The sequence below is a fragment of the Paenibacillus sp. FSL R5-0517 genome (assembly GCF_037974355.1).
Lineage (GTDB): Bacteria > Bacillota > Bacilli > Paenibacillales > Paenibacillaceae > Paenibacillus.
Window position 1 is genome coordinate 5395066 of sequence record NZ_CP150235.1, and the last position, 26083, is coordinate 5421148.

Genomic DNA, 26083 nt, shown 5'->3' on the forward strand with positions numbered 1-26083 from the left:
TAATGGGAATTACTCTTCGTTTTGTACTGTAGCTGCGTTTCCTTCCTGTGCCACAAACTGTTTCTGCGCTAATTCACGGTATACCGGATGATTGCCAATTAATTCAGCATGAGTTCCTGTTCCGGTCACATGTCCATGCTCTAGTACAACAATCTGATCGGAGTCCACCACTGTAGACAACCGGTGCGCGATCACAATCGTGGTTCTGCCTTCCATAAGGTTGGACAGAGCCTGTTGTACTTCATACTCCGAGGTACTGTCCAGACTGGACGTTGCTTCATCCAACATGAGAATGTCAGGACTTCGTAGCAGCGCCCGTGCAATGGCAATCCGCTGACGTTGTCCCCCGGATAACTTAATTCCCCTCTCGCCTACTTCCGTCTCATATCCCTGTGGCAACTTGTCGATAAAGTCGGCAGAATAGGCCATCTCAGCAGCTTGCCGGATCTCATCCATCGTGACCTCACGATCCAATCCGTACGTGATATTATCTTTGATCGTACCCGCCATAAGCGGACTTTCCTGAGACACATACCCGATCTTGCTGCGCCAGGAGGACAAAGAATATTCCGTTATCGCTTGTCCCCCATACGAAATATGGCCTGAATCGGGCATATAGAACTGCTCCATCAAAGAGAACAGCGTTGATTTACCGCTACCGCTTGGGCCAACAATCGCCGTCACTTTACGTGTAGGTACCGTCAGATTAATTCCGTGCAACACTTCTTCACCTGTGACATAGGAAAAGTGTACATCATGGAACGCAATCGTCTCATTTCCTTTTGGAGCTACCTTGGTGCTATCATGCGGCTCTTCCTCATCAGCAAGAATAGCTTGTATGCGCTCTGTTGCACCTACAACTTTTTGCAAACGGGAGTATAACGTCGTGAACTGCCCCATTGGCATAATGACCTGGAACAACAGCAATATAAAGGCGACCAGTTCACCTGGTGACAGCATACCAGACGCTACACGCATTCCCCCTACACCAAGAATAACGACCAATACTGCCGTCATGACAAATGTAAACAAAGGACCGATCAGCGCAAGGATGCGTGCTTCCTGCAAGCCAAAAGCAAACATTTTACGAATCCGGGAATCCCCGGCTTCTGATTCCTGTTTCTCCGTTCCATAGGCTTTGACCAAGCGAATCTCACCAATAACCTGACTAAGTACGGATGTAAGACCTGCCATCTCATCCTGCTGTTTCTTGGAGATTTTGTACATCTTCCTCCCCACTGGCAACAGGATCAACAGCGTAAGTGGCACCAGACTCAGAATAATGAGTGACATCACCCAATCCAAATAAAAAAGTAACGCCACCCCACCTACAACGGCAACGATGTTCGACACAAAGGAGACCAGATAATCTGCAATCAACGTCATGATCTGGCTTGTATCATTCGTAATCCGGCTCATCGTATCGCCTGTCCGATTGCGATCGAAATATGGCATTCGCAGCGACAATACTTTGTTCCACAGCTTCGTGCGAAGTGTGGCGACCACACGTTGTCCTGCGTAATTTAACATATAAATGCTGATACCCGAGGCAATCGCCTGAATCACAAATGCACCGAGCAACAATAAAATAACCGATTTGTTCAGTGCCGAAGTGGTTAGTCCATCAATCAGACCTTTGGTCATCAGTGGCACAATCAGTCCGGCCGTCGTCTGAATCAAGGTCAGGATGAGGGCCAGGATCAGGATCAGTTTTGGCGGGTTCGTGGAAGCGATCAGCTTGACGAAATCCTTAAATCCTTTTTTTCCTACCTTCGGTTCCTTCTGCCCTGCTTGCTGCTGTTCTTCCATTCCCGTTCCTCCCGTTCTACATCTGCTCACCAGAAATCATACGTATGAACTTATATAACGTTGCCTTTTGTTGTATAACACAACTTTACAAGATGCCGTGCAGCACAAAATTGGCCAAAAAGAGGATGGATATGCCATACATGACCACAGGCACCTGTTTACCCTGACCTGCTGCCAGCTTCGCAAGTGGATAGGCAATAAATCCAAACGCCATCCCGTCCACGATGCTATATGTGAATGGAATCATGACCATGATCAGAAAAGCAGGAAAAGCCTCTGTAAAGTCACCAAAGTCCATATCTTTCACACCTTGCACCATCAGACCGCCAATAATGATCAAAATGGGTGCAATCGCACTGTCTGGAATGTAACCGAGCAGAGGGATGAAGAAAAAGGTTGCCCCAAACAACACGGCTGTAACGAGCGGAGTTAACCCTGTGCGTCCACCTGCGGCAATACCAGCTGTCGTCTCGGCGGCGGCCACTGGAGGACTGCTTCCAAATATGCCTGCCAGCACGGTACTAATCGATAGTGCCCGCAGACTTCCCTTGAAGCGCTTCGGACGACCAATCATCTGTGTCTGAGCTGTAATTAAACCGATATTTTCGAACACCACAATCAGCAGCAACAAAAATACCGCGATCCAGAATGCTACATCAGCCAGCTTCATCAAGGACAATTCACCAAACAAACCGCCATATTGACGTAGCGCATCCATCGCTGATACGGATTCACCCGGATTCACTGCTCCAAGTACATAGGCAAGACCTGTCCCGACCAAAATACTAATTAGAAGTCCGCCTTGCACATTACGGATAAATAAAATCAAGGCCAGCACCAGCGTAACGCAGGCTGTAATGACATTCGGATCATTAAAGTGACCAATCGCGACAAATGTCGTCTGATGCGCGATAACGATTCCACTTTTTTGCAAACCAATAAACGTGAGGAACAAACCAATCCCCACCGTAATACCATGCTGCAGATTTTTGGGAATGGCTTCGCTGATCATTTTGTATAGAGAAGTAAACGCAACAATGGCAAACAATATACCTGTAACGGTTACAACGGCCAGCGCTTCTTGCCAGCTTAATTTCATGGAATGTACGAGTGTATACGTGAAAAATGCATTAATCCCCATTCCGGGTACAACGATAATCGGTGATTTTCCGCCAAATGCCATGAGTAAACAGCCTGCGATCGATGTCAGCAGGGTTCCAACCATAGCTGCCTGCAAAGGCATTCCGGCATCGGAAAGAATTGTAGCATTGACCATAACGATATAGACCACGGCAAAATAGGAAATGGCTCCCGCCACAACTTCCTTCTTCCACTGGTCTCCTGGCTCCATGCCAAGACGTCTGGCCATCCATCCGTGTTTCATTTCGTTCTATTCCCCTCTCTCTAGCCGCAAATTCTTTTATGTATGTATCATCATTTCGCGCAGCAGTGAATATCATACACGGTTTTGACGTTGAAGTACATGACGTAACTCTGACATTTCTTCAGGAATGCGGTTCGTCTATCATAGACGTTTGATGTCTCATCCGCTCTATCTTCCGGGGTATAATTATACAAAAAAGCGCAGATGCCTTAAGGGCATCTACGCTTCTTCTGTTGGCAGCAAGTTATTGCTGCTTGTTCTCTGCAATTTCTAACAAATCCTTAATCGCAACACTGACCATAATCAGTCCGGCTACCGGAGGCACGAATGAGTTACTCGCAGGTGGCTGTTTGGCCTTGCGAATTTCCGGAGCATTCTCGGGAACGATTTTTTGGGTTACGTCCTCGCGCGGTTTCATCGGCTTTTCAGTTGAGAAGACCACTTTTACACCTTTTTTAATGCCGTCTTTACGAAGTGTGGTACGCACAACACGGGCAATCGGGTCCATGGTCGTTTTCGAAATATCCGCAACCTGGAATTTCGTTGGATCCATTTTATTCGCCGCACCCATGCTGGAAATCATCGGAATTTTACGTTTCAGGCACTCTTTAATGAGATGGATTTTGTAGATAATCGTGTCGGATGCATCCAGCACATAATCCAGTTCATATTTGAACAGTTCCTCATACGTTTCTTCCGTGTAAAACATATTCAATGCAATGGCATCACATTCCGGATTGATCAGTTTCACCCGTTCCACCATCAGGTCCGCTTTTTTCTGTCCCACTGTTGTGGTCAGCGCATGAATCTGGCGGTTGATGTTGGTAATGTCCACGACATCTTTATCAATCAGAATGATGCGTCCAACGCCGCTACGGGCAAGAGCTTCTACAGCAATTCCACCCACGCCGCCAATACCGAGCACAGCGACTGTACTATTTTTCAATGCGTCCAGACCTTCAGGTCCGATCGCAAGCTCTGTTCTTGAAAATTGATGGAGCATTGAGAATCGATGCCTCCTTTATTTCTTTTCCGCTACCGGTTTACGGGCTACGCGAATATGAAGTTGTTCCAATTGCGAGTCATCCACTTCGGAAGGTGCATTCATCAGCAGATCCGTTGCACTTGCCGTTTTCGGGAAGGCAATCGTTTCACGCAAATTCGTGCGGCCCGCCAGCAACATCACCAAACGGTCAAGACCAAAAGCAATTCCGCCATGCGGTGGAGTTCCATATTCGAATGCTTCGAGCAGGTAGCCAAATTTCTCATTCGCTACTTCTGGAGAGAGTCCAAGGGCAGCAAACATTTTCTCCTGAACGTCACGTTTGTAGATACGCATCGAACCGCCACCTACTTCATAACCATTGAGAACAAGGTCATAGGCTTGAGCACGAATAGCACCCGGATCTGTGTCGAACAGATGTACATCTTCGTCTTTTGGACGTGTGAACGGATGGTGTTCTGCCACATAACGTTTGGCGTCTTCATCATATCCAAGGAGTGGGAAGTCCACAACCCAAGCAAATTTGAATTTGCTGTCATCGATCAGGCCGAGTTGACGGCCGATTTTCAGACGCAATGCGCCCAGTACGTCAGCAACCACTTTTTTCGTGTCTGCGGAGAAGAGCAACAAGTCGCCATCCTCAGCACCTGTACGTTCTTTGACAGCTTCGATCTCTTCAGGAGTGAAGAACTTCACGATTGGCCCTTTGAACTCGCCGTCTTTTACTTGAATCCAAGCCAGACCTTTCGCACCGTAACGTGCAGCAAATGGTCCGAGATCATCGATCTCTTTACGACTCCATGTGCCACAGCCTTTAGCGTTGAGCACTTTCACTTCTCCACCTTTTTCGATGACGGAAGCAAATACTTTCACACCACTGTTTGCTACGATATCGTTCATTTCAACCAGTTCCATACCGAAACGCAGATCTGGTTTGTCTGAACCGTATTTACCCATTGCATCTGCATACGTAATCCGTTGGAAAGGCAGTTCCAGCTCAATGCCTTTGGTTTCACGCAACAATTTGGCCATCAGTTCTTCCATCATTGGCAGCAGGTCATCCTGTTGCAGGAAGGAAGCCTCGATGTCGACTTGCGTGAATTCGGGTTGACGGTCTGCACGAAGATCCTCATCCCGGAAACAGCGAGCGATCTGATAATAACGCTCAAGTCCACCCACCATCAGCAATTGTTTGTAGATTTGTGGGGATTGTGGCAAAGCGAAGAATTCACCTTCATGCACACGGCTCGGTACGAGATAATCACGCGCACCTTCCGGGGAGCTCTTCGTCAGGATTGGTGTTTCCACTTCAACGAACTCTTCTCCATCCAGATAGTCACGGAACACTTTGGATGCTTTGGAACGCAGTTTCAGTGTTTCGAACATTTCCGGACGACGCAGGTCCAGGTAACGATATTTCAAACGAAGGGATTCATCCACTTCTACACCATCTTCGATGAAGAATGGAGGTGTTTTGGCTGCATTCAGCACTTCAATTTCAGTGATTTGAACTTCAATTTCGCCAGTAGGCAGATTTTTGTTCACTGTTTCTGCATCACGTTTAACGACTTTACCCGTTACAGCGATAACATACTCGCTACGTACACGATCTGCAATTTGCAGAGCTTCGCCGGAATAAGCCGGGTTAAAGACAACTTGTACAATCCCGCTGCGGTCACGCAGATCGATGAAGAGTACGCCCCCCAAGTCACGACGGGTTTGAACCCAACCGTTCAATGTTACTGTTTCACCGATGTGTGCGGGTGTTAATGCGCCGCAATGATGACTTCTTTTCATAACCAAACTCCTCATTATGTGAATTTCCGTTCTGCATGGGCAAGTGGTACCTGCTCTTCAACAGTCCGGTTACGTGTAGATCATGTATTCGAAAAGGCTTGTTACCTCTGGCTCACCAGCTCCCAATTCGTTGGAAACGTTGATGAACCTCAGTAATTTTGCCGGATCAATGTGTTAATGGAACGTTTTAATCTCCATTTTACAGTTCGTGCTTATTTACTTTCGCGAATGGCTGCTACCAGATCATCAAGCTTCACGGTTTGTTGCTCTCCCGTATCCATCGACTTGAGGGCGATCTCACCACGCTCCAGCTCGTCATCACCAAGGATGGCGGTATAGCGGGATTTGAAACGGTCAGCCGATTTCATCTGGGCTTTCATCTTGCGGCCCAGATAATCACGTTCCCCAGACAGTCCAGACTGACGAATTTTGAACAACAGTCGGTTCACTTCACGATCAGCGGCCTCTCCCAGAGCAACAAAGTACACATCCAGTGGAGCGAGCGTAGTCACCTCAATATTTTGGTGCTCCAGAATCAGTTGAATACGCTCCAGACCAATACCGAAGCCGATGCCCGGCTGATCAGGTCCGCCGATATCTCCAACGAGACCATTGTACCGGCCACCGCCACCAACCGTATCAATTGCTCCAATCCCTTGGGCTTTTAATTCAAACGCAGTCAGCGTGTAATAATCCAAGCCCCGTACCAGACGATTGTTCACAGCATAATCTACTCCGAAATCATCCAGGTATGCCTGCAGCTTGGCAAAGTGATTCAAAGACTCTTCATCCAGGCTATCCAGTATGGAAGGCGCCCCTACGAATTTGTCCTGATCGACTTTGCAGTCGAGTACACGCAGCGGATTGCGCTCCATGCGAGACTGGCAGTCCTTGCACAGGCTGTCTTTCATCGGTCTGAGGAACCCAAGTAATGTCTCGCGGTATTCTGCACGGCTAGTCGAGTTGCCAACGGAGTTGATCTCCACTTTAACATCCTTCAAGCCGAGCTCTACACACAATTGGTAGCCCAGTGCGATGACTTCGGCATCAATCGCCGGGTCCAGTGCACCGATGGCTTCTACACCAAACTGGTGGAACTGACGCTGACGACCTGCCTGCGGACGCTCATACCGGAACATCGGACCGATGTAATACAACTTGCTCACATCCGGTTCGCCGTAGATTTTATTCTCTACATACGCACGGACAACACCGGCTGTTCCCTCTGGACGAAGAGTCATGCTGCGATTGCCTTTGTCATCAAAGGTATACATTTCTTTCTCAACGATATCGGTAGTCTCTCCTACACCACGTACAAATAAAGAAGTCTGTTCGAAGATCGGTGTACGAATCTCGCGGTAATTAAACCGTCGACACAGATCTCGTGCTTTTTCTTCTACGTACTGCCATTTCTCGACAACTCCAGGAAGTAAGTCCTGCGTCCCCGTCGGTTTTTGAAAAGCCATCTTGATCCCTCCAGCATTGATTTTTTTCTCTACAGTTAAAAATTCTACACGTGATCACTGCGCTGGCAGATCAACCTTACAATCGCTGTTATCCCCAGATTTTTTAAATTTTCATTCTAAATGTGAAAATCCGGTGATAGCATATGCTTCCGATGCAGCTTTCTTTCAGAAAGCTTTCAGGCGAACGCTTCGCTTTTACAGGTTTTTTCTGCCCTCTCCGTTTTCGTGTATTTCTTTTAAATCAACTTATATAACAAAAAAATCCCTCGCCCTGTCGCTGTATATACAGCAAACAAAGGGACGAGAGATTGTGTAATATACATTCACCCGTGGTACCACCCACATTTCGGAAACCTGACACTTTAGCCGTTCAGGTGATCTCTGATGATTCAGGATTGCCTATTGCACCCTGATCAAGCAGATATTCCGCTCTACGTGTAACGCACGTCCTGCGCAGGCCGGCTACTGGTCAACAGATCATGTCTGCCATGTTCGCCGTCTGTTCTCGGGGAAGTCATTCGTCCGCTCATCAAGAGAATCCTTACAGCCTGGGGATTCCTCTCTGGTCATGTGGGCACGGAGTACTTGGTCCCGTCATCAAATCAGTAATATAGTTCAAAAATCGACTTGTATTGACTATAGTCAACGTATTATTTTCTGATTGTAATGAACCGCAGTGCTAAAGTCAAGGGTTAACATGAAAAGATAGCATTAAAAAAATTCTAAGCACACGCCGTACTGGATAGAGAGTACACTCCAATTATGGCGGATAGAAGCTGGATTCCTCAAACGAATTCCAACTCCAATCCCTACATAACTCTATTGTTTCAGCATCCACTTCAGCAGATCAGGCATGCTCGCCCATAGACGGGAGTGCATAATGACATATTCAATCGCTTCATTGGAATCGCCCATTCCGACAAAATCAGGGAGGTTATGCGGCAGGCGTTTCAAACCCAGCAGGTAATCCGGCACATGTTTGTTCATCCCCCGAGCCACACGGTACAGCTTTTCGAGCTGCGAGGTGATTCCATTTTTCTTATACTCCAGAATGATCTGGTCATAGGCAAAGGCCGTTGAGGCGACACCTTTTCCATACTTCGCCATCAATTGTTCTGCATGCTTCAATTGGTTGCTGTACAAATACACAGCAGCGAGCAGGTAACGTGCTCCGGTATTGTCTTCCGTATTAAGTTCCAGCAACCGCTCCAGGGTTTGTGCCGCTTCTTGGGTATCCCCACCAAACCAGCAAGATTCCGCGTAGCTTTTGCATACCCGGATATATGGACGAGTCTCTTGAAGCCCCCAGAAGTGCCCTTTGTTCTTCTCAAAAAACAGGTCACCCAGTTCGCGTTCTCCAGCAGCAATTCCGGCCTTGAGGTAAGCCCGTGCATCTGACTCGTTGTCCGATTCCTCAGCCAGTATAAGATATGCATCCGAGCTGTCAGGATATACCTCCAGCACCGTTTTCGCCAGTTGTATTCTGCGTTTGGCAGAACTGGCTTCTCTCGCCTTATGTAGCAGAGCCTCCGCTTTGTCCTTTGGTGTACCTGGACCGTTCAGCACCATCAGCTCGTCCGTTTCGCCGCCCATTCCGTATTCTTCAATGTAACTGAACATCTCATTGACCTTCCGGGAGATTGTACCTGTCGTCACCTCATATTTAGTGGCCATATCAGGTTTTGAGACATTGAAGCCGTATTCCTCGGACAGCAAATATTCAATTGCAGCACAGAAGGAACCTGTCTTCTTCACAGTGGGGCGCGTCTGGCGGGAATAACCGTTCCATAACATCAGAGCTTCCGAAATCAGCTCCCCCTCGTATTGGTTCCGCATGTTCTCAATCAGCTCCAGGGCCAACTGTTCGTGAGAAGGATGTTCCCATTTCAGCTCTTGCGTTACCAACCTTTTCAGTTTGGTTGGAGTCAGCTTGCTCTCAGGCTGAACTGTAGCTTCTTGGACAGGCTGCTCCGTTGATATCAGGCGCAGTATAGATTCTGCGGGTGAGGACTCCTTATTCAAACAGCACTTCTTATATTTTTTCCCACTTCCGCATGGGCATAACTCATTTCTTCCAACCTTACTCAAAACTAATTCCCCCTTAAATCTGTCACTAGCCAGTTGTATGAGAACACAGTTGCATTAACATTTAGGTGCCGTTTCTCGTACGAGGCATTCTATATGATTTGCAGTTTCCAGCGAGCAAGCAGAACGGCTACCCCGCCCTTGTATAAGGACGGGGCGTTTCTGCGAGTATTAGAAGGATTAAAGACAACCCGAAACTCCTTTTATACTGTTCATGTGCAATAAGGCGGTTCTCTCTGGCGATGTGTTCCTCATACACACTGTCGTTGAATTGCATTCGCCTGAGCCCAAATGCTAAATGCTTGCTTGATGCTTGATATACCATCCGATGAAGCTAAACTATGAAACAACTGGCTTTAATATATTCGAATCCATTCCTCTATTCTAGCAAAAATTATATAAAGGGGTAAGCTTTACACAAAACATATACATTTTCATTGCAAAAAAATAGCCTGCACACGGTGTGCAGGCTCAAAAGATATATAAAAAAAGGGGGTCATGTGTGTTATTATAAGCCCACTATGTTAAAGGCTTATGTAACTAATATTACAGTAATATTACAAAAATGATAGCGCTTTATTTCTTTGAAAAGTATAGACATAATTAAAAGCCCTTGCACATTACTCGACTCTGTAGTCAAGCAGTGCAAGGGCAAAAGGGATCTACACGTTAATTCAGTTCTTCCACATAGGCATGGTTGGAACGAAGCTTATGAACAATCTCGTCATAGTCCTCATCCCTTACTTTGGCAGACAGAACATAGTGCAGATCATCATAATCGGCCGAAGACACGTCTGCAGCATCCAGCATGTCTCCATCCTCATTCACTCTGTCACGAGAGTCCCGTTCTGCATCACGATCCACATTGGATACCACAGGGATCACATTTTCGCTGGCTGGAACACCGGGAGCAGCACCAACACCCATTGCTCCGTTCGTGCCTACACCACCCGCAGTATTATATGGTACCAGTGGTACCATAACACGCGTGTCTCTACCAATCGCACTATCGAGTTGACCTACTTCCAAATGCTCTGTACGGAACGTCTGAAGTGAAGTTCTTGCTCCCTCCGCCTCGTCTTCGGTTCGAAAATACGCCTGAATATGTTTTGTCATGTCAAACCCTCCTTTTTCGGAATGAAATGCAAACGTGAAGTTTGTATAAGTCACGATGTAACGTAGTTACAATACTTCAATGTATGTCAGTTAAAACTGGTGAAGTTAAAACTGGTGAAGTTAAATCACTTTTAACAGTTCACGCACAAATGCTGGCTCATCTTCAGGCGTTCGGGATGTAATATAGTTTCCATCCACAACAGCCTCATGATCCTTGAACTCTGCTCCTGCGTTTACCATGTCATCCTTGAGCGGTGGATAGGATGTAATCGTACGGCCTTTCAACAGATCGGCACTAGCCAAAATCTGCGGACCATGGCATATCGCCGCGATTGGTTTCTTCGCACTGTTGATCTCGGTGACAAACTTCAAGATGTGCGCATCACTTCGCAAATTCTCAGGGGATGATCCACCAGGAATCACGACTGCATCATACTCTGAAGCGGATGCGTCAGCAATCGCCTTATCTGTCGTATAGGAGGCTTTTCCTCCTTTACCTTTAAGGGTCTCACCAGCTTTTAAACCGATAATCTCCACTTCGTGTCCAGCTTTTTTTACTTCGTCATACGGCACCTGCATCTCCGAATCTTCAAAGTCATTCGCCAATAAAAAAGCAACTTTACTCATAATGTATGTTCTCCTTTCCGTGTTCGAACTTTCTTTATGAATCGGGCCTTGCAGTACAATGGCACTTCGTTGTGCCTCGTTTTGTTATTACCCTCACCAGAGCAATTTATAACAATCCGATGTAATTTCATTTTCTAGGAAAATCGACTAACGAGTATTTTATAAAAATCAACTCATGACAAAAAGACCTGATTCGGTGAGGAATCAGGTCTTTTTCAAAATCTGTATAATCCAAATTTCAGATGTTTATACAAGTGTGGACAATCAAGATCGCGGAAGATGACTCTGTTTCCCTTTGTCGGAATCCTCAAGTGCCCAGATCGTTGCAACACACTCAGCAGCCGCACGGGCAAGATGCAATGATTCATACAGGTTGCCAGGGAGTAACAAAGGTTCTGTACGGATACGTGTTTCTTTCGCAGATTGGCGCATAATTGGCTGGATACTCCTTTGATCATAAAATAGTCATCAACGAATTATCCTTCATTATGGCCTGAACCCGAAGAAATTATGCACGTGGTTCCTAACGAACCGGACTTTCAAGCATCAAAGTCACGGGTCCCCAGTTGGTAAATGTTACATCCATCATCGCTCCGAAACGGCCGGTTTCAACCTGAATCCCTTTATCTCGTAAAAGTTGATTAAACGTCTCATATAAACGTTCTGCCGCTTCCGGTCGGGCCGCAGCTGCAAAGCTAGGACGCTTTCCTTTGCGACAATCTCCGTACAGGGTGAACTGGGAAACGGACAGTACAGCACCGCCTACATCAAGCAGGCTGAGGTTCATCTTCTCCTGATCATCCTCAAATATCCGTAACCCGCTAATTTTGTCAGCCAGATACTGAGCATCCTTCTCCGTGTCCTCATGGGTAATACCTACGAGCAACATTAATCCGGATTCGATCTTACCCGTCAGTTCGTCTCCCACAGTCACCTGAGCCTCTTTACAGCGTTGAACAAGCACCCTCATCTTACAGGCTCCTTACTGCATAATCCGATGCACCGAATAGACATCTTTCACCCGTTTGATCCGATCTACAACGGATTGCAGATGATCCGTATTACGAATCAGAATTGTGACGTGCACCAATGCTAATTTATTTTTATCTGTCCGTCCGGTAACGGCAGAAATATTGGTTTTACTTTCGGATACAGCCTGAAGTACCTCGTTAAGCAAGCCATTCCGATCATGGCCTGTAATCTCAATATCCACACTGTAACTCGCTTCGATATTCTCTTCCCACTCAACCTCAATCACACGTGCTGCTTCTTCTCCGTCTGCACTTGTCGGAATATTCGGACAGTCACTACGGTGCACGGAAACACCCCGTCCGCGTGTAACGTATCCGATAATGTCATCCCCTGGCACAGGATTACAGCATCGTGCAAATCGAACAAGCAGATTATCGATGCCCTTGACACGAATGCCATTGGTTGGTCGATTTCTCCGTTCCGGTGCAGGTTTCAGCTCGCGCATCTCGGAATTCAATTCCAGCAAACTGGACTCTTCCTGCTCTTTACGGAGTTTTTCAGTTGCTTTGGTTACGATCTGTGCAGCAGTAATTCCACCGAAGCCAACAGCTGCAAGCATGTCCTCAATATCATTAAACGCATATTTTTTGGCAGCTTCCATCAACTTGTCATCCGTCATCCACGCAGAAGGATCAAGCCCCATGCGTTTCAATTCACGCTCACAGCTCTCTCGACCTTTTTCAACGTTTTCTTCACGGCGTTCCTTCTTGAACCATTGTTTGATCTTCGCTCGTGCATGAGAAGATTTCGCAATTTTCAACCAGTCCTGGCTAGGTCCGTAAGAATGTTTGGACGTCAAAATTTCGATGATATCACCTGTCTTCAGATGATAGTCCAGCGGAACAATTCGACCGTTCACTTTGGCACCGATGGTCCGATTACCAACCTCCGTATGGATTCGATAAGCAAAATCCAAAGGAACAGACCCAATTGGCAATTCAATGACTTCTCCTTTTGGCGTAAATACAAATACCAGATCCGAGAAGAAATCCATTTTGAGCGATTCTACGAATTCTGACGCGTCCTGTGCTTCATTTTGGAGTTCAAGAATTTCGCGGAAGAACGTAATTTTATCTTCGAATTGCGGACCTGCCGCTGCGCCTTCCTTATACGCCCAGTGAGCAGCGATACCAAATTCAGCAGTCCGGTGCATATCCCATGTCCGAATCTGTACCTCGGTTGGTTCGCCATTTGGACCGACTACCGTTGTATGCAGCGATTGATACATATTCGCCTTCGGCATCGCAATATAGTCTTTAAAGCGTCCAGGCATCGGTTTCCATAACGTGTGTATAATTCCCAGGGTAGCATAACAATCCTTGATATTATCCACAATAATACGAATGGCAAGCAGATCATAAATTTCGTTAAACTGCTTGTTTTTGGTCGTCATTTTCTTGAACACGCTGTAGATATGCTTCGGGCGGCCCGAAAGGTCTGCCTGAATGCCCATCTCATCGAGTTTGTTCGTAATTCCGTCCATAACCGTATCAATATATTGCTCACGTTCGGCACGCTTTTTGTGCATCAGGTTTGCAATACGGTAATATTGCTGCGGATTCAAATAACGGAGGGCGATGTCCTCCATTTCCCATTTGATCGCAGAGATCCCCAGACGGTTCGCAATCGGACAGAAAATTTCCAGCGTCTCATATGAAATCCGGCGCTGGCTTTCTTCCGACTGAAACTTGAGTGTCCGCATATTATGCAGACGGTCAGCCAATTTGATCACGATGACACGGATGTCCTGCGCCATGGCGATGAACATTTTGCGGTAGTTCTCGTTCTGCTGTTCTTCCTTGGAGCGGAACTTAATACGTTCCAGCTTCGTCAAGCCGTCAACAAGCATGGCACACGTATTGCCGAAATGATTGCGGATCTCTTCAAGTGAGACCGTAGTATCCTCTACTACATCATGAAGAAGCGCTGCTATTATGGAGATGGTGTCCATCTGCATGTTCACAACAATGTCGGCAACCGCAAGCGGATGCAGAATATACGGTTCTCCCGATTTTCGCGTCTGTCCATGGTGGGCCTGATCAGCAAATTCGTAAGCTTCTCGTATGCGCACCAGATCGGGTTCTTTGATATATGCCCCGGCCTTCTCGAGTAATTGCTCTATGCCCATTCTGATCTGTTCCGTGTCCTTTCTATACCAAATGGAACCCGTGACATTGCTGCAACACAGGTTCCCCGTAAAAGTAATTTCCTATAATTATGACGCTTCGCCCGTTTCCCGTCAACTGCTGACGAATAAGAGCGCTTAACCATTTTTTATATTGGTGCTCTGTATTACTTTTAACCCGTTTCCCTATAACTCACAAGGGATTGAATGTATTTCTTATTTCTTTTGTATTATTGCCGTTATTTGCTGAAATAGAAGGAAAATTCATGAAAATATAAATTCTACCGCTCTGCTGCGTCAAAAATGTTATTGCTTAATTAAGAGAAACTCTGTAATCTATTGAAAGTTTGTGTTTCGGAAAAGGAGATGAAGTTCATTGCAACGCGAAATTCAGGTTAATCAAAAGATGCCACTTGGCTCAGGTTCACTGCTTAGCCTTCAGCATTTGTTCGCCATGTTTGGCAGTACGGTGCTTGTACCAAACCTGTTCGGTGTCGATCCAAGTATGATCCTGCTGATGAACGGGATTGGGACACTGTTGTACATACTCATGTGTAAAGGTAAGATTCCAGCATATCTCGGATCAAGCTTTGCCTTTATCGCACCTGTCACAATGGTATTAAAACAACATCCAGAGAACGGCTACTCCATGGCACTTGGAGCTTTTATCATAACAGGACTTGTTTTCTGTCTCGTGGCCCTCATTATAAAATTTGCGGGTACCGGATGGATTAACGTAGTCTTCCCACCAGCGGTTATGGGCGCGATCGTTGCTCTGATTGGTCTGGAGCTTGTACCTGTGGCTGCAGGAATGGCCGGTCTGATTAATCCCGATATCCTTAAATATCCCAACTGGACACCTCAGGCTAAACCCATTATTTTATCCATGGTCACATTGGGAATCACAGTAATTGGTGCAGTAACGTTCCGTGGATTTCCCAAAATCATTCATATTTTAATCGGAATTGTATCCGGTTATGTATTGGGTAGTTTAATGGGTCTGGTTGATAAACAAGCTATCGGAAACGCAGATTTCATCTCACTGCCAACCGTAACAACACCTACATTTGACTGGTCCGTTATTTTCACCATTTTACCTGTAGCGCTTGTCGTTATCGTAGAGCATATCGGACATTTGCTTGTAACGAGCAGCATTGTGGGCAAGGATCTTTCGAAAGACCCGGGCCTTCATCGTTCCCTGCTTGGTAACGGGGTGTCCACCATTCTTTCCGGGTTTGTAGGATCTACTCCCAATACAACCTATGGTGAGAACATCGGTGTTATGGCACTGACTCGCGTCTACTCCACATATGTCATTGGTGGGGCAGCAGTTATTGCCATCGTGCTCTCCTTCTCAGGAACATTCTCGGCGCTTGTTGCCAACATTCCTGTGCCAGTTATGGGTGGAGTATCACTACTTCTCTTCGGGGTTATTGCTGCATCGGGTCTGCGTATTTTGGTTGAACAGAAAGTCGACTTTGCCAAGCCAACCAATCTGCTGCTTACCACACTTGTACTGGTCATTGGACTGAGTGGTACTGAGGTTGTCTTCTATGGCGTTCATCTAAAAGGGATGGCACTGGCAACCATCGTCGGAATCCTGATGAGCTTGTTGTTCAAACTGTTTGAAGTAATGGGCTGGTTGAATGACGATTCGCAGAAACAGCCTATCACTGAAAAAACGCCTGATTAATTTCACCGTATCGTATATAAATCAAAAAAGCCTGTTCTATCCAACCGTTGAGGTTGGATAGAACAGGCTTTTTTATAATCATTAATGCTGTATATTATTTCCCGGGAAAAGGGAAAAGCAATTCAGGTTTTAATCACAACACTCCGAGTGGAGATTTAAACTTAGTAGTTCATCAATGTAAATACATCGATTTTTTCAGGCAATTTAGCACGACCATTCAAATCAGTCAGCTCGATCAGGAATGCAGCACCAACAACGTTCCCACCCAATTGTTCAATCAAGTTGATGGAAGTTGCAATCGTTCCACCCGTTGCGAGCAGATCATCTGCGATCAGGACATTTTGACCTTTCTCAATCGCATCTGTGTGCATCGCGAGTGTATCCTTGCCATACTCGAGATCATAACCGACTTCAATCGTCTCTCCAGGCAGTTTTCCACTTTTGCGGATCGGAGCAAAACCGACACCAAGAGCGTACGCCAGAGGGGCGCCCACAACGAAACCACGTGCTTCAGGTCCAGCAATGACGTCAATTTTGAGATCAGAAACCATCACTTTCAACTCATTGATCGCATTGCGGTACATTTCTCCATCTTTCAACAATGTCGTAATGTCCTTAAAGCTGATTCCCGGTTGTGGAAAGTCAGGAATGACACGAATATAATCTTTAAAATCCAAAATAATCTCCTCCTAAAATAAATACACAAACTTCCATCTAAGATACGCCCTTCATCCGGGATATCATCCATTGTGTCAGTTGCGGTGTGGCTGCATCCAGCATCACCTGTTCTATCTCGGCCATGTTTTCGAGCGCCTGATAGTGACGAGAAGCGGTTAGTTCACGCTTAGGCGGGTTATCCACAAACGCAATTTTGCCGTTATCACGGGTAATGAAGGAAAGCTCTTCGAATACATCCAACATCATCGTAATCATGCGCGGCGAACAACCACACTGACGACTGAGCACAGGAGTAATCTCTTGTTCCTCCACGGGTTCAGCTTTCCATTTCAACACCTGCATATAAATACGCTTAAAGAGATCTCTGGAAGGCATCTGAAGGCGATCTCGGCGGTTGCCTGATCCGTGCAGAAGGATGATATTCTCGGCTCCACTGAACAAAGCCAGCATGGCATCAAGTTGTTCCGGGGTTTCCGGCGTATCAAACACAAATAACGTCCGGACTTCTTCCTGTCCATAATGCTGTGCAGCAGCATTACACGGAAATAACCCGACCTTTCTATCATATACCCAAAGGCAAGGTTCATACAATGAATTTCCCTCGGAAACGTCTGTTTCTTTCCGAATAATAGCACCAACAGAACCTGATTTGTATCGCAGATGCACCTCAAGTGAGCTCAAGAATTGCTTCATCGCATTCAATGGCTCTGCATTACCGCGCATATCAAACACTTGAACCTGAGGAACATGAATGTCCTGAAGCATCAGTTGCGGTTTTCTCATCCCATTCCATTCATTAATGGACAGTTCTCCCATCACATCAATAACGGAACCTGGGAGAAGGAACTCCGCTAACGCCCCCTTGCCAAAAGCGACAGTTTCCAGTTGCTGACCATCCTGTTCCAGAACCAGTTTCAAATGGCGTTTCTCTCGTCCCATCGTTCTGGTTTCCTTCACAGTCACGCTTCTCAGTACGAATCTTGGCGAAGGATTGCTCATCCCGAAAGGCTGCAATCTGTCGATCTCCTGGATCACTTTCAGCGGAACATCACTGATTCTGCATTCATCATCTGCAAGACGCTGAGGTACAAAGTCTTCTTCAGTCAATACAGATGCAGCAAACTCATTCAAGCCATCCTCAAGTTCTTTCAGCTGATCCCGATGCAAGGTCATACCTGCTGCAGCAGGATGGCCCCCGTAATGGTCCAGACTGTGTTTATTAACTGTGAGCGCCTCATAGATATCCAAGCCCTCAATGGAGCGCGCAGAGCCCTTACAAACACCGCTCTCTGGATCAATTCCAAGAATAAGAGTAGGTCGGTAATAACGCTCCAGCAACTTGGAAGCCACAATACCCACCACTCCAACATTCCAGCCTTCACCAGCCAATACGATAACATCCGGAACAGCTCCTGAACGTAGCTGTATCTTTTGTTCCAGCTGCGCAGTTGCTTCTTGTAGTATGCCCTCTACGACTTGCTGCCGCTCTCTGTTCAGTAGATCAAGTTGACCCGCAAGCGTATGAGCTTCATCCAGGTTCTCCGTGGTGAGAAGTGATACCGCTCTCCCGGCATGATCCAAACGTCCACTGGCATTAATACGAGGAGCCATGGCAAAGGCAATATTAATTGAAGTCACCTGACTTTGATCCACTCCACTGATTTCCAGTAATGCCCCCACACCTGGAAGACGTGAACCACGCATCGACTCAATTCCATAACTGACGATAACCCGGTTCTCCCCTTCCAAAGGCATCAGATCGGCCACGGTACCGATGGCAGCAATCTCCATCCATTCACCGGGCACTTCCCCGATCAGTGCCTGGGCAAGTTTCAGGGCTACTCCCGCTCCGGCCAAACCTTTAAAGGGATACGGACATCCCGGAAGTTTGGGATTAATAAGGGCAAAGGCTTCTGGCAAAATTTCAGGCGGCTCGTGATGGTCTGTCACAATAACTTCGATACCCAGTGTTGCCGCATAGGCAATCTGTTCAACAGCGCTGATTCCGGTATCCACGGTAATAATCAATGAAACACCTTGTTGATGGGCCCAATCCAATGCATGGTTGTGCAATCCATACCCTTCATTCGAGCGATGAGGGATATAGATATCGTACGAGGCACCAAGATGACGCATCAAATGGATCATGAGCGATGTGCTGGATACGCCATCGGCGTCATAATCACCGTAGATCAAAATATGTTCTTCGCGCTGCAAAGCCAATTTGATGCGAGGCACAGCTTCATTCATGCCGAGTAGCAGATAGGGATCATGCATTTGATTCAGATCAGGATGCAGAAAACGTTCGGCCTCCTTCTCATTGTGCACGCCTCGACTCACAAGCAAACGTCCAACAAGTGGGGAAACGGAAAGCGCCTGTGAGAGTCCCGCAGCCGCCTCCAAAATGATATTCGGTGTATTCCACCGGTATTGCGAATAAAGCAAAGATAACGCTCCTTTCCTGATCTACTGGACCCGCGCTTCACTACTGAATTAATGTCGCTTCGTGATCGGGCAGTTCATGATTGGATTTATAGGGATAGCCTGGATCATAAGGCACCGCTTGAATCTGTACCTCTTTTACATGACTGAACCGGGTAAGCAATAGTGTCTTGGCCCGATTTGCAATTTCCTGTGCTTCCAGTATGGAGATTCTCGGATTCACACTAACGACCAACTCAATCGTAACGTCATGTTCCTGTTCCCGAGCAACCAAGTGCTCAATGGTAATAATGCCGTATACGCGCTGTACAGTCTCTTTGAAATCGGACGCATCCTCCTGCTCCAGTTCCTGAACAAGTGAACCATATACTGTGTCCACAATCATTCGGTAACCCTTATGAAGTACAAAACAGGAAGCAATCAATGCAGCCGTAGGGTCCAGGTAGAGCAGCATGCTCAAACCTGTCTCTTCACCAGCCATAGATCCTATAATGCCGATCAACACGGTGAGAGAACAATAGAGCGCACGACGATGTTGCTGTGCATAGGCTAAAGCCTGAGACTGGTTTCGTTTGCGAAAATATCTGTACTGAAATTGAAAAATCGCTTCTTTTACAGCCAGAGCTGCAACAGCCACCAAAAGTACCGACTTGCCGGGTGCTTCCGGTTCACTTCCGGAGAGACTACCCAATGCGGAGATGGCAAGCTGTAATCCACCCATGAGGATCAGCACAGATAACAATACGGAGATTCCCGGTCTGGCAACCCGTGAGTGTTCTTTAAACCGATCCCTGCGAGCCTTATTCTTATCACGTACAGACTTGGAGGGAAAGAGACCTGCCAGGGCAGAACCAGCTTCAGAAGCAGAATACAAGCCGTCAGCGAGCAATGATTTGCTGTTTGCCATATAACCGACTCCCGCTTTGATTACCGCAAGTCCCATATTACCAGCAATACCACTCCATGTGGCAGCCTGAGCAGATGGGATATGTTCTCTGGTCATGAATATTCCCCCTTATTTCTGTACATAAAGTTGCAAAACCGCGCCTGGCAGACGCGGCTTCACAATAAGATGTTTAGTTAGATTCTTTAGCCACTGTTTTTGGCTTGTTCGTTTGTTGTTTACCTTTAAGCGTAAACCATAATGGAGCTGCAATAAAGATCGAAGAATAGGCACCAAAGAATGTCCCGATCACCATCGCCAGAGAGAACATGCGAATAGACTCTCCGCCAAAAATAAACAAACAGAGTGACGCTATAAATACAGTAAATGTTGTGTTAAGCGAGCGCGTCATCGTTTGAGATAAACTCCGGTTTACCACTTCACGCAGATCAGCTTTTGTTGATTTTTTGGCAAAACGCAGATTTTCCCTAATCCGGTCAAAGATAACGATGGTATCGTTGATAGAGAATCCGACAATGGTTAGCACTGCCGTAATAAAGGTCAGATTCACTTCAAGACGGAATATAGAAAATACACTTATAACTACGAAGGCATCATGGAATATGGAAACAACTGCTGCCAAAGCGAATCGCCATTCGAATCGAATCGCAACATAGATCATGATTCCGATACTGGCAATCAGCACCGCATAGATTGCATTACGCTCAAGCTCTTTGGCCATTTCTGGATCAACGGTATTCACTTCATAAGAAGCAGTCTCATCCAGTTTGCTAAATTCTTGCTTGAATTTGCTTTCTTGGTTTTCATCCAGTACGTTCGAGAATCGAATATTAACCCGATCAGATCCAGTTGTAATCTGGACTTCCTTTGTGTCAACACCCAGTTCATTCACGATTGGATTGATTTGCTCCGCTGTAATGGCTTTGGATACGGTAATATCCACATTTGATCCTGAACGGAAGTCAACGGCGTAGTTTAATCCAAGTGAGAGCAAACTGATAATCCCTACTACAGTCAAAATAATCGAGAATGTATAGGCAATTTTACTCCCTTTAATATAATCGAAATTCCAATTAAAGCGCACGAATTTCACTCTCCTTCACTCCGAAGTACTTAGGCTTCTTCAACACGTTAGCCCGTACGAGCAGGGTCAGCAGGAAGCGGGAGAAGAAAATATTCGTGATAATACTGGTCACAATATCAAAAATCAGCACGAGGGCAAACCCTTTAACCGCACCTGTACCCAAGAAGAACATAACAGCGGCCGCAATAATGGTTGTGACATTGGAGTCGATGATTGTTCGGAAGGAATGTTTACCGCCCGCTTTAACCGAAGACAAGATCGACTTACCACTACGCATTTCTTCTTTAATCCGTTCGTACGTGATGATATTGGCATCCACCGCCATTCCTATACCCAGGATAAACGCCGCAATACCTGGAAGGGTGAGCACGAATTCTCCTAAATAGAAGATTGCAAGTACCAGCCACGTATGTGTGATCAAGGCAAAACTCGCGATAATGCCAGGAATACGATAAAGCCCGATCATGAACACTAGAATAATAACGGAACCAATCAATCCCGCTTTAATCGTCTGATCCAGAGAGAGCTTACCAAGTGTTGCACCAACACTTTGTGAATACTTCTCTGTAAGTTTCAGTGGCAATGCACCCAGGTTAATGGTGTCACGAAGCTGGTTTGCTTCATCACGTGAATAGGCACCTGAGATTTGGGCAGATCCATCTGTCAACTGTTGTTGAACTGTTGGTGCAGAAAGTAGCTGATCATCCAGATAGATAGCAAGAGGTTGTCCGATCAAACGTTTGGTTATCTCGGAAAACTTGGCTTTGTCTTTCACTTGGATGTCAATCATCGGCTGATTCAAACTTGTAAAAACAACTTTGGCTGCATTCTCAACAAATTCATTTCCGCGAAGTTCAATTTTGGTGTATTCGCCTTCCTTGTCATTCTCAGCTTTACTACGGAAGGTCAGAACAGCCGGTTCTTTCATTTTGGCTCTAACTTCAGCCTCATCCGTAACCCCTGCCAACTTCAATCGAATCCGGTTGCTTCCTTCAGTGGTTACCTCCGGTTCGCTTGTTCCGAGCGCATTGGCGCGGCTTTCAAGACTTTTGGCCGTTTGCACCAAAGATGCTTTGGTGACTTGTTGTCCTGCTTCGAGCGGCTCTGCTTCATATAAGATCTCGTAGCCTCCCTTTAAATCAAGGCCCAAGCGTATATTTTTGAGCAGTTCCGGGCTTGTTCCCACCATTACCCCTGTGGTGACAAGCACGACCAGAATGAAACTGATAATTCTTTTCATGCCGTTCCTAGATCCCCTTTCGTTCTCAATATTCCTATTATAGCGATGCCGTAAAAAGCAGTCAATTTTCAACAAAAAAGATCCCTTTCGTCTAGAAAGAGGACCCCCGGTATGCAGACACGGTCATAAAGTTCATAAAGCTTGTTGCTTTCAGTGACAAAATGTCGTTCACCAGCTGGTGAAGCGGTGGAATGCCCTGTTTTTCATATTTATGACTGACGCAATTCCAGACATCTTTGCTGGTGACATATTCGTAACCGACAAGCCTTAATTCCTCCGCCTTGCTTCGGCAGAGCATCTCTATTGACTGTTCCAACTCCACATCATTCATTTCTTCCAACGGGGAGCCTCCCTTCGTACATCCAAGCCTTTATGCGGCATCAATATTACATCATTCGACTTCGCCTGATCATATTCCTTCTTGCTGGTTATGGTTCTTTTTGTTAATCGTGTCCAAGTTGTCATGAGAAGATGAAGGACTGGCATAGGATGAAGAACAACGGCTTTGTCCCGTTTATGATGATAACCTGTACTTTCAACCGGGAAAGAGGGGTAGTCTTGAAGAAACAGACATTTATTCAGGGGGCCATGATCCTGCTCGCGGCAGGCATAATTAATCGAATACTTGGTTTCATCCCGCGTATTGCGCTGCCACGAGTCATCGGTGCAGAAGGTGTTGGCATCTACCAATTGAGCTATCCCTTTTTTATCGTACTGGTGACATTAATTACGGGTGGTATTCCGCTGGCCGTAGCCAAGCTCGTAGCCGAAGCTGACACTGGTGCCAATCGTTATTCCCCCCAGCGAATCCTGCAAGTAAGCTTAAGCTTTACGTTGACCCTGGGTGTGGTATTCATGTTTTTGTGCATCCTATTTGCACCCTGGGTTACCAAGTATGTGCTCACGGATGAGCGGGTGTATCATACATTCGTCAGTATGAGCCCCATGATTGCCATTATCGCCGTATCAGCCGTCTACAGAGGGTACTTCCAAGGCAAGCAAAACATGATGCCTACTGCCATATCATCCATTGTTGAAACGATCATTCGCATCGTCTGTGTCATTTGGTTTGCCTGGCTTCTCCTCCCCCACGGTATTGCACAAGCTGCTGCTGGTGCCATGCTGGGAGCGCTTGTTGGAGAATTTGGCGGTATGCTTGTACTCTTGTGGAAGTATAACAGGCAGAAGAAAGAGTTACCGCTCGTTATGCAACAGAACATGTCCAATCTAACAACCAAACCTTCAGCCAAAGCTTTAAACCCAATTCCTTCAGTTATGAAAGAAACCACTACTCCACAGCCCGGTTTAATCCGGCGATTGCTTGCAATCTCGATTCCCGTTACAGCAGGCCGATTGGTTGGTTCTCTATCCTATCTGGCCGAAACTATCGTTACTGCCCAGAGTCTGGCTCTGGCAGGCATATCCAAAGGAATCGCTACAGCACAATATGGTGCACTACAAGGTATGATTATTCCTTTGCTGCTGTTGCCGGGGGCACTGACTTCATCGCTTGCGACATCACTTGTGCCTTCACTGTCAGAAGCTTCTGCTCAGGGAGATCGCGCGCTGATTCACAAAAGAATGCATCAGGCATTACGTTTGGCGCTCGTGACTGGTGCTCCGTTTTCTGTGTTTATGTATGTGCTTGCCGAACCGATGTGTCTTGTTCTGTATAATGATGCATCGATCGGAAGCATGCTGAAGCTAATGGCTCCTTTTGCTTTATTCATATATATTCAAGCTCCTCTTCAAGCTGCGTTGCAAGCCCTTGATCGTCCAGGTAAAGCACTGCTAAATACATTCATCGGTGCTGTTATCAAAATCACGTTAATTTTGACGCTCGCTTCCCGTCCTGAATATGGGATTTTCGGTGCAGTCATCGCCATCTGTGTGAATTCTACTGTCGTTACCTTGTTACACGCCCAAAGCGTTCGTAGTCTGCTACAGTTCCGCTTCAAAATTATGGATTGGGTCAAAACGGGGGCCGGAATGTTTATTATGGGAGCAGCGACCCTACTCGTATACGAAGAGACTGCCATGATCTTGCCTTTCTGGCTCCGCATGATTCTCGCTCCTTTTGTCGGGCTTATTGTGTATTTCATCGTCATGGGCTGGACCAAAATGATTGACTTCCATGATCTGTCCCGTGCTCCTTTGATAGGTGCATGGTTCAAGCGTCGGTCAGGCAAATAAATTTCATTTTTTATCATCTTTTGGACTTACATAAATCTTACCATTATGGTCGATGGAGCATATAAATACATCTTTGAAATCCAGAATTCCGTTATGTTGAATTTGATTTTTCAGCCAAAATCTTGTTTTCTGGATGATTTCCAGATTCTGATCCTGAACTTTACCGTCCATAATGAGGGGCAGCGGCAGACCTTCGTATTTGATATTTGTCAGCCCATCAATCTGATTTTTCTCTGCTTTGGATTTACTGGAAGAAGTCCCTCCCGAATCAGAGCCTGAAGAATTGCTGTCGTTGGAAGCATTCTGATCCTTGGGAAAGACGGTCAACTTACCCGTAGTCTCCAAAATGGCATAATCCACCTCACCGATACTGTCAACATTCTGTTCGCGGAGTTGCTGCAATAGATCATCCAGATTATATCGTTGCTTCCGCATCTCATCTCGGTGAAGAACGCCTTTGGAGATCAAAACCGTAGGTTTGCCATCAATCATCAGGCGAAGACGCCGACTTTTAAGACCTATAAAGGCCATTCCGATCTGTACGATGATCAAGGTAAGCATGGGGGCAATCCCATGAGAGAGCGGTTTATCGATATCTTCAATGACAAAAGCAGCCATCTCGGCAAGCATAATGGACACGACAAGATCAAACATGGATAGCTTACCAATCTCACGTTTACCCATAACCCTCATTGCACAATACACCAGAAAGTACATGAGAATGGTTCGAAAGATATGTGATCCAACATCTGGGAAGTTCACAACAGGGGTCCTCCTTCGAAACTGAGTTATTAACAGTAGCTGAGTAGTGCAATCCATATTTTGACCTGAACCTTACAGGCTCATGCAGAAATAATCCGTTCATTTAATGGAAATCAGTTCATAAGTCAGAGGGCTTGACCATACACTGTATTAACTTCAAACTTGTACAAGGGGGTTGCTTCATGCAATTGATCCGCCGCTTGGTTTCGTTTCGAGTGTCCAATCCGATTCTGTCAGGCCTCTGTCAGGCTTTTGTATGGATGTTTATCGGAGCATTAATCCTCTCCTTTTTTCTCTGGGTGAGCGGAATGCGGGAACAGGACCTCTCGTTGTATACTTATGTTGTGCATGGCTTATCGTTATTGGTTGGTGGTTTTGTGGCAGGCAAACGTTCTGGTGAAAAAGGATGGTACTACGGAGGAATTACCGGAATCGTATACGGACTGCTCGTACTGTTAATTGGATTTCTCGCGTTGGATGCTTCATTTAATTGGAAAGATAGTTTGCAACTGCTCAGCGCTTTCTTCATTTCAGCTCTCGGTGGCATGTTCGGCGTTAACACACATCGCTCCTAGCAGACTGGTGAAGAACATCGACTTTCCCTCATAAAACAAAAAAAAGAGAACCGGGTCTCCAGGAGATC

21 protein-coding genes are annotated in these 26083 nt (G+C 46.2%); 3 read left to right on the forward strand and 18 right to left on the reverse strand.

The features are described from left to right. Window positions 1-9 precede the first annotated feature (9 nt). The 11 genes from MKX40_RS24080 to MKX40_RS24130 all read right to left on the reverse strand — a co-directional run bounded on the left by MKX40_RS24080 (window position 10) and on the right by MKX40_RS24130 (window position 14447). Window positions 10-1809, reverse strand: a complete 1800-nt coding sequence (locus MKX40_RS24080; RefSeq protein ID WP_339236995.1) for an ABC transporter ATP-binding protein — start codon at window positions 1807-1809, stop codon at window positions 10-12. Window positions 1810-1894: 85 nt separating this feature from the next. Next, window positions 1895-3193, reverse strand: coding sequence for an NCS2 family permease (locus MKX40_RS24085; protein ID WP_339236997.1), 1299 nt, complete (start codon window positions 3191-3193; stop codon window positions 1895-1897). A gap of 244 nt (window positions 3194-3437) precedes the next feature. Further along, window positions 3438-4196 (reverse strand): tRNA threonylcarbamoyladenosine dehydratase, encoded by a 759-nt coding sequence (locus MKX40_RS24090; protein ID WP_091020457.1) that lies wholly within the window; start codon window positions 4194-4196, stop codon window positions 3438-3440. Between the two features lie 18 nt (window positions 4197-4214). Next, window positions 4215-5993 (reverse strand): aspartate--tRNA ligase, encoded by a 1779-nt coding sequence (aspS, locus tag MKX40_RS24095; RefSeq protein ID WP_339236999.1) that lies wholly within the window; start codon window positions 5991-5993, stop codon window positions 4215-4217. A 212-nt stretch (window positions 5994-6205) separates the two neighbouring features. Next, entirely contained in the window at window positions 6206-7459 is a 1254-nt protein-coding gene (hisS, locus tag MKX40_RS24100; RefSeq protein WP_339237003.1) for a histidine--tRNA ligase, read from the reverse strand. An 819-nt stretch (window positions 7460-8278) separates the two neighbouring features. After that, the gene (locus MKX40_RS24105) at window positions 8279-9547 is read right to left on the reverse strand and encodes an SEC-C metal-binding domain-containing protein (protein ID WP_339237006.1); all 1269 of its coding nucleotides are present in this window, start codon (window positions 9545-9547) and stop codon (window positions 8279-8281) included. A 666-nt stretch (window positions 9548-10213) separates the two neighbouring features. Further along, window positions 10214-10660, reverse strand: coding sequence for a hypothetical protein (locus MKX40_RS24110; protein ID WP_215074538.1), 447 nt, complete (start codon window positions 10658-10660; stop codon window positions 10214-10216). 120 nt (window positions 10661-10780) lie between these two features. Then, a complete protein-coding gene (locus MKX40_RS24115; RefSeq protein ID WP_339237008.1) occupies window positions 10781-11287 on the reverse strand; it encodes a type 1 glutamine amidotransferase domain-containing protein in 507 nt (168 codons plus the stop codon). A 264-nt stretch (window positions 11288-11551) separates the two neighbouring features. Beyond that, window positions 11552-11719 (reverse strand): hypothetical protein, encoded by a 168-nt coding sequence (locus tag MKX40_RS24120; protein WP_253440218.1) that lies wholly within the window; start codon window positions 11717-11719, stop codon window positions 11552-11554. Window positions 11720-11810: 91 nt separating this feature from the next. After that, complete coding sequence (gene dtd / locus MKX40_RS24125; protein WP_339237012.1) at window positions 11811-12257, reverse strand: D-aminoacyl-tRNA deacylase; 447 nt, start codon at window positions 12255-12257, stop codon at window positions 11811-11813. A gap of 12 nt (window positions 12258-12269) precedes the next feature. Further along, entirely contained in the window at window positions 12270-14447 is a 2178-nt protein-coding gene (locus MKX40_RS24130; RefSeq protein ID WP_339237014.1) for a bifunctional (p)ppGpp synthetase/guanosine-3',5'-bis(diphosphate) 3'-pyrophosphohydrolase, read from the reverse strand. 373 nt (window positions 14448-14820) lie between these two features. Between MKX40_RS24130 and uraA the strand changes: the two genes are divergently transcribed. Beyond that, entirely contained in the window at window positions 14821-16137 is a 1317-nt protein-coding gene (gene uraA, locus MKX40_RS24135; protein ID WP_339237017.1) for a uracil permease, read from the forward strand. Window positions 16138-16298: 161 nt separating this feature from the next. On the opposite strand, the gene MKX40_RS24140 is transcribed toward uraA, so the two are convergent. From MKX40_RS24140 to MKX40_RS24165, 6 genes are all read right to left on the reverse strand, one after another. Then, window positions 16299-16814: an adenine phosphoribosyltransferase gene (locus MKX40_RS24140; protein ID WP_124115601.1), complete on the reverse strand. Its 516-nt coding sequence runs from the start codon at window positions 16812-16814 to the stop codon at window positions 16299-16301. A 37-nt stretch (window positions 16815-16851) separates the two neighbouring features. Beyond that, entirely contained in the window at window positions 16852-19260 is a 2409-nt protein-coding gene (recJ, locus tag MKX40_RS24145; protein WP_339237019.1) for a single-stranded-DNA-specific exonuclease RecJ, read from the reverse strand. Between the two features lie 40 nt (window positions 19261-19300). Then, window positions 19301-20260 carry a cation diffusion facilitator family transporter gene (locus tag MKX40_RS24150; protein WP_339237021.1) on the reverse strand — a complete coding sequence of 320 codons (960 nt, stop codon included), beginning with the start codon at window positions 20258-20260 and terminating at the stop codon, window positions 19301-19303. Between the two features lie 73 nt (window positions 20261-20333). Then, window positions 20334-21245 carry a protein translocase subunit SecF gene (gene secF / locus MKX40_RS24155; protein ID WP_339237024.1) on the reverse strand — a complete coding sequence of 304 codons (912 nt, stop codon included), beginning with the start codon at window positions 21243-21245 and terminating at the stop codon, window positions 20334-20336. After that, window positions 21235-22485, reverse strand: a complete 1251-nt coding sequence (secD, locus tag MKX40_RS24160) for a protein translocase subunit SecD (protein ID WP_339237028.1) — start codon at window positions 22483-22485, stop codon at window positions 21235-21237. The genes secF and secD overlap by 11 nt, the downstream gene beginning before the upstream one ends. Window positions 22486-22576: 91 nt before the next feature. Continuing rightward, on the reverse strand, window positions 22577-22816 hold the full coding sequence (locus MKX40_RS24165) for a post-transcriptional regulator (RefSeq protein ID WP_036617497.1): 240 nt from the start codon (window positions 22814-22816) through the stop codon (window positions 22577-22579). A gap of 227 nt (window positions 22817-23043) precedes the next feature. Between MKX40_RS24165 and spoVB the strand changes: the two genes are divergently transcribed. Continuing rightward, window positions 23044-24678 (forward strand): stage V sporulation protein B, encoded by a 1635-nt coding sequence (gene spoVB, locus MKX40_RS24170; RefSeq protein WP_339237030.1) that lies wholly within the window; start codon window positions 23044-23046, stop codon window positions 24676-24678. A 3-nt stretch (window positions 24679-24681) separates the two neighbouring features. Here the strand turns inward: spoVB and MKX40_RS24175 are convergent, their stop codons facing one another. After that, window positions 24682-25440 (reverse strand): DUF421 domain-containing protein, encoded by a 759-nt coding sequence (locus MKX40_RS24175; protein WP_339237033.1) that lies wholly within the window; start codon window positions 25438-25440, stop codon window positions 24682-24684. A gap of 182 nt (window positions 25441-25622) precedes the next feature. Between MKX40_RS24175 and MKX40_RS24180 the strand changes: the two genes are divergently transcribed. Next, window positions 25623-26015: a TIGR04086 family membrane protein gene (locus tag MKX40_RS24180; RefSeq protein ID WP_339237035.1), complete on the forward strand. Its 393-nt coding sequence runs from the start codon at window positions 25623-25625 to the stop codon at window positions 26013-26015. The last annotated feature ends 68 nt before the right edge of the window (window positions 26016-26083 follow it).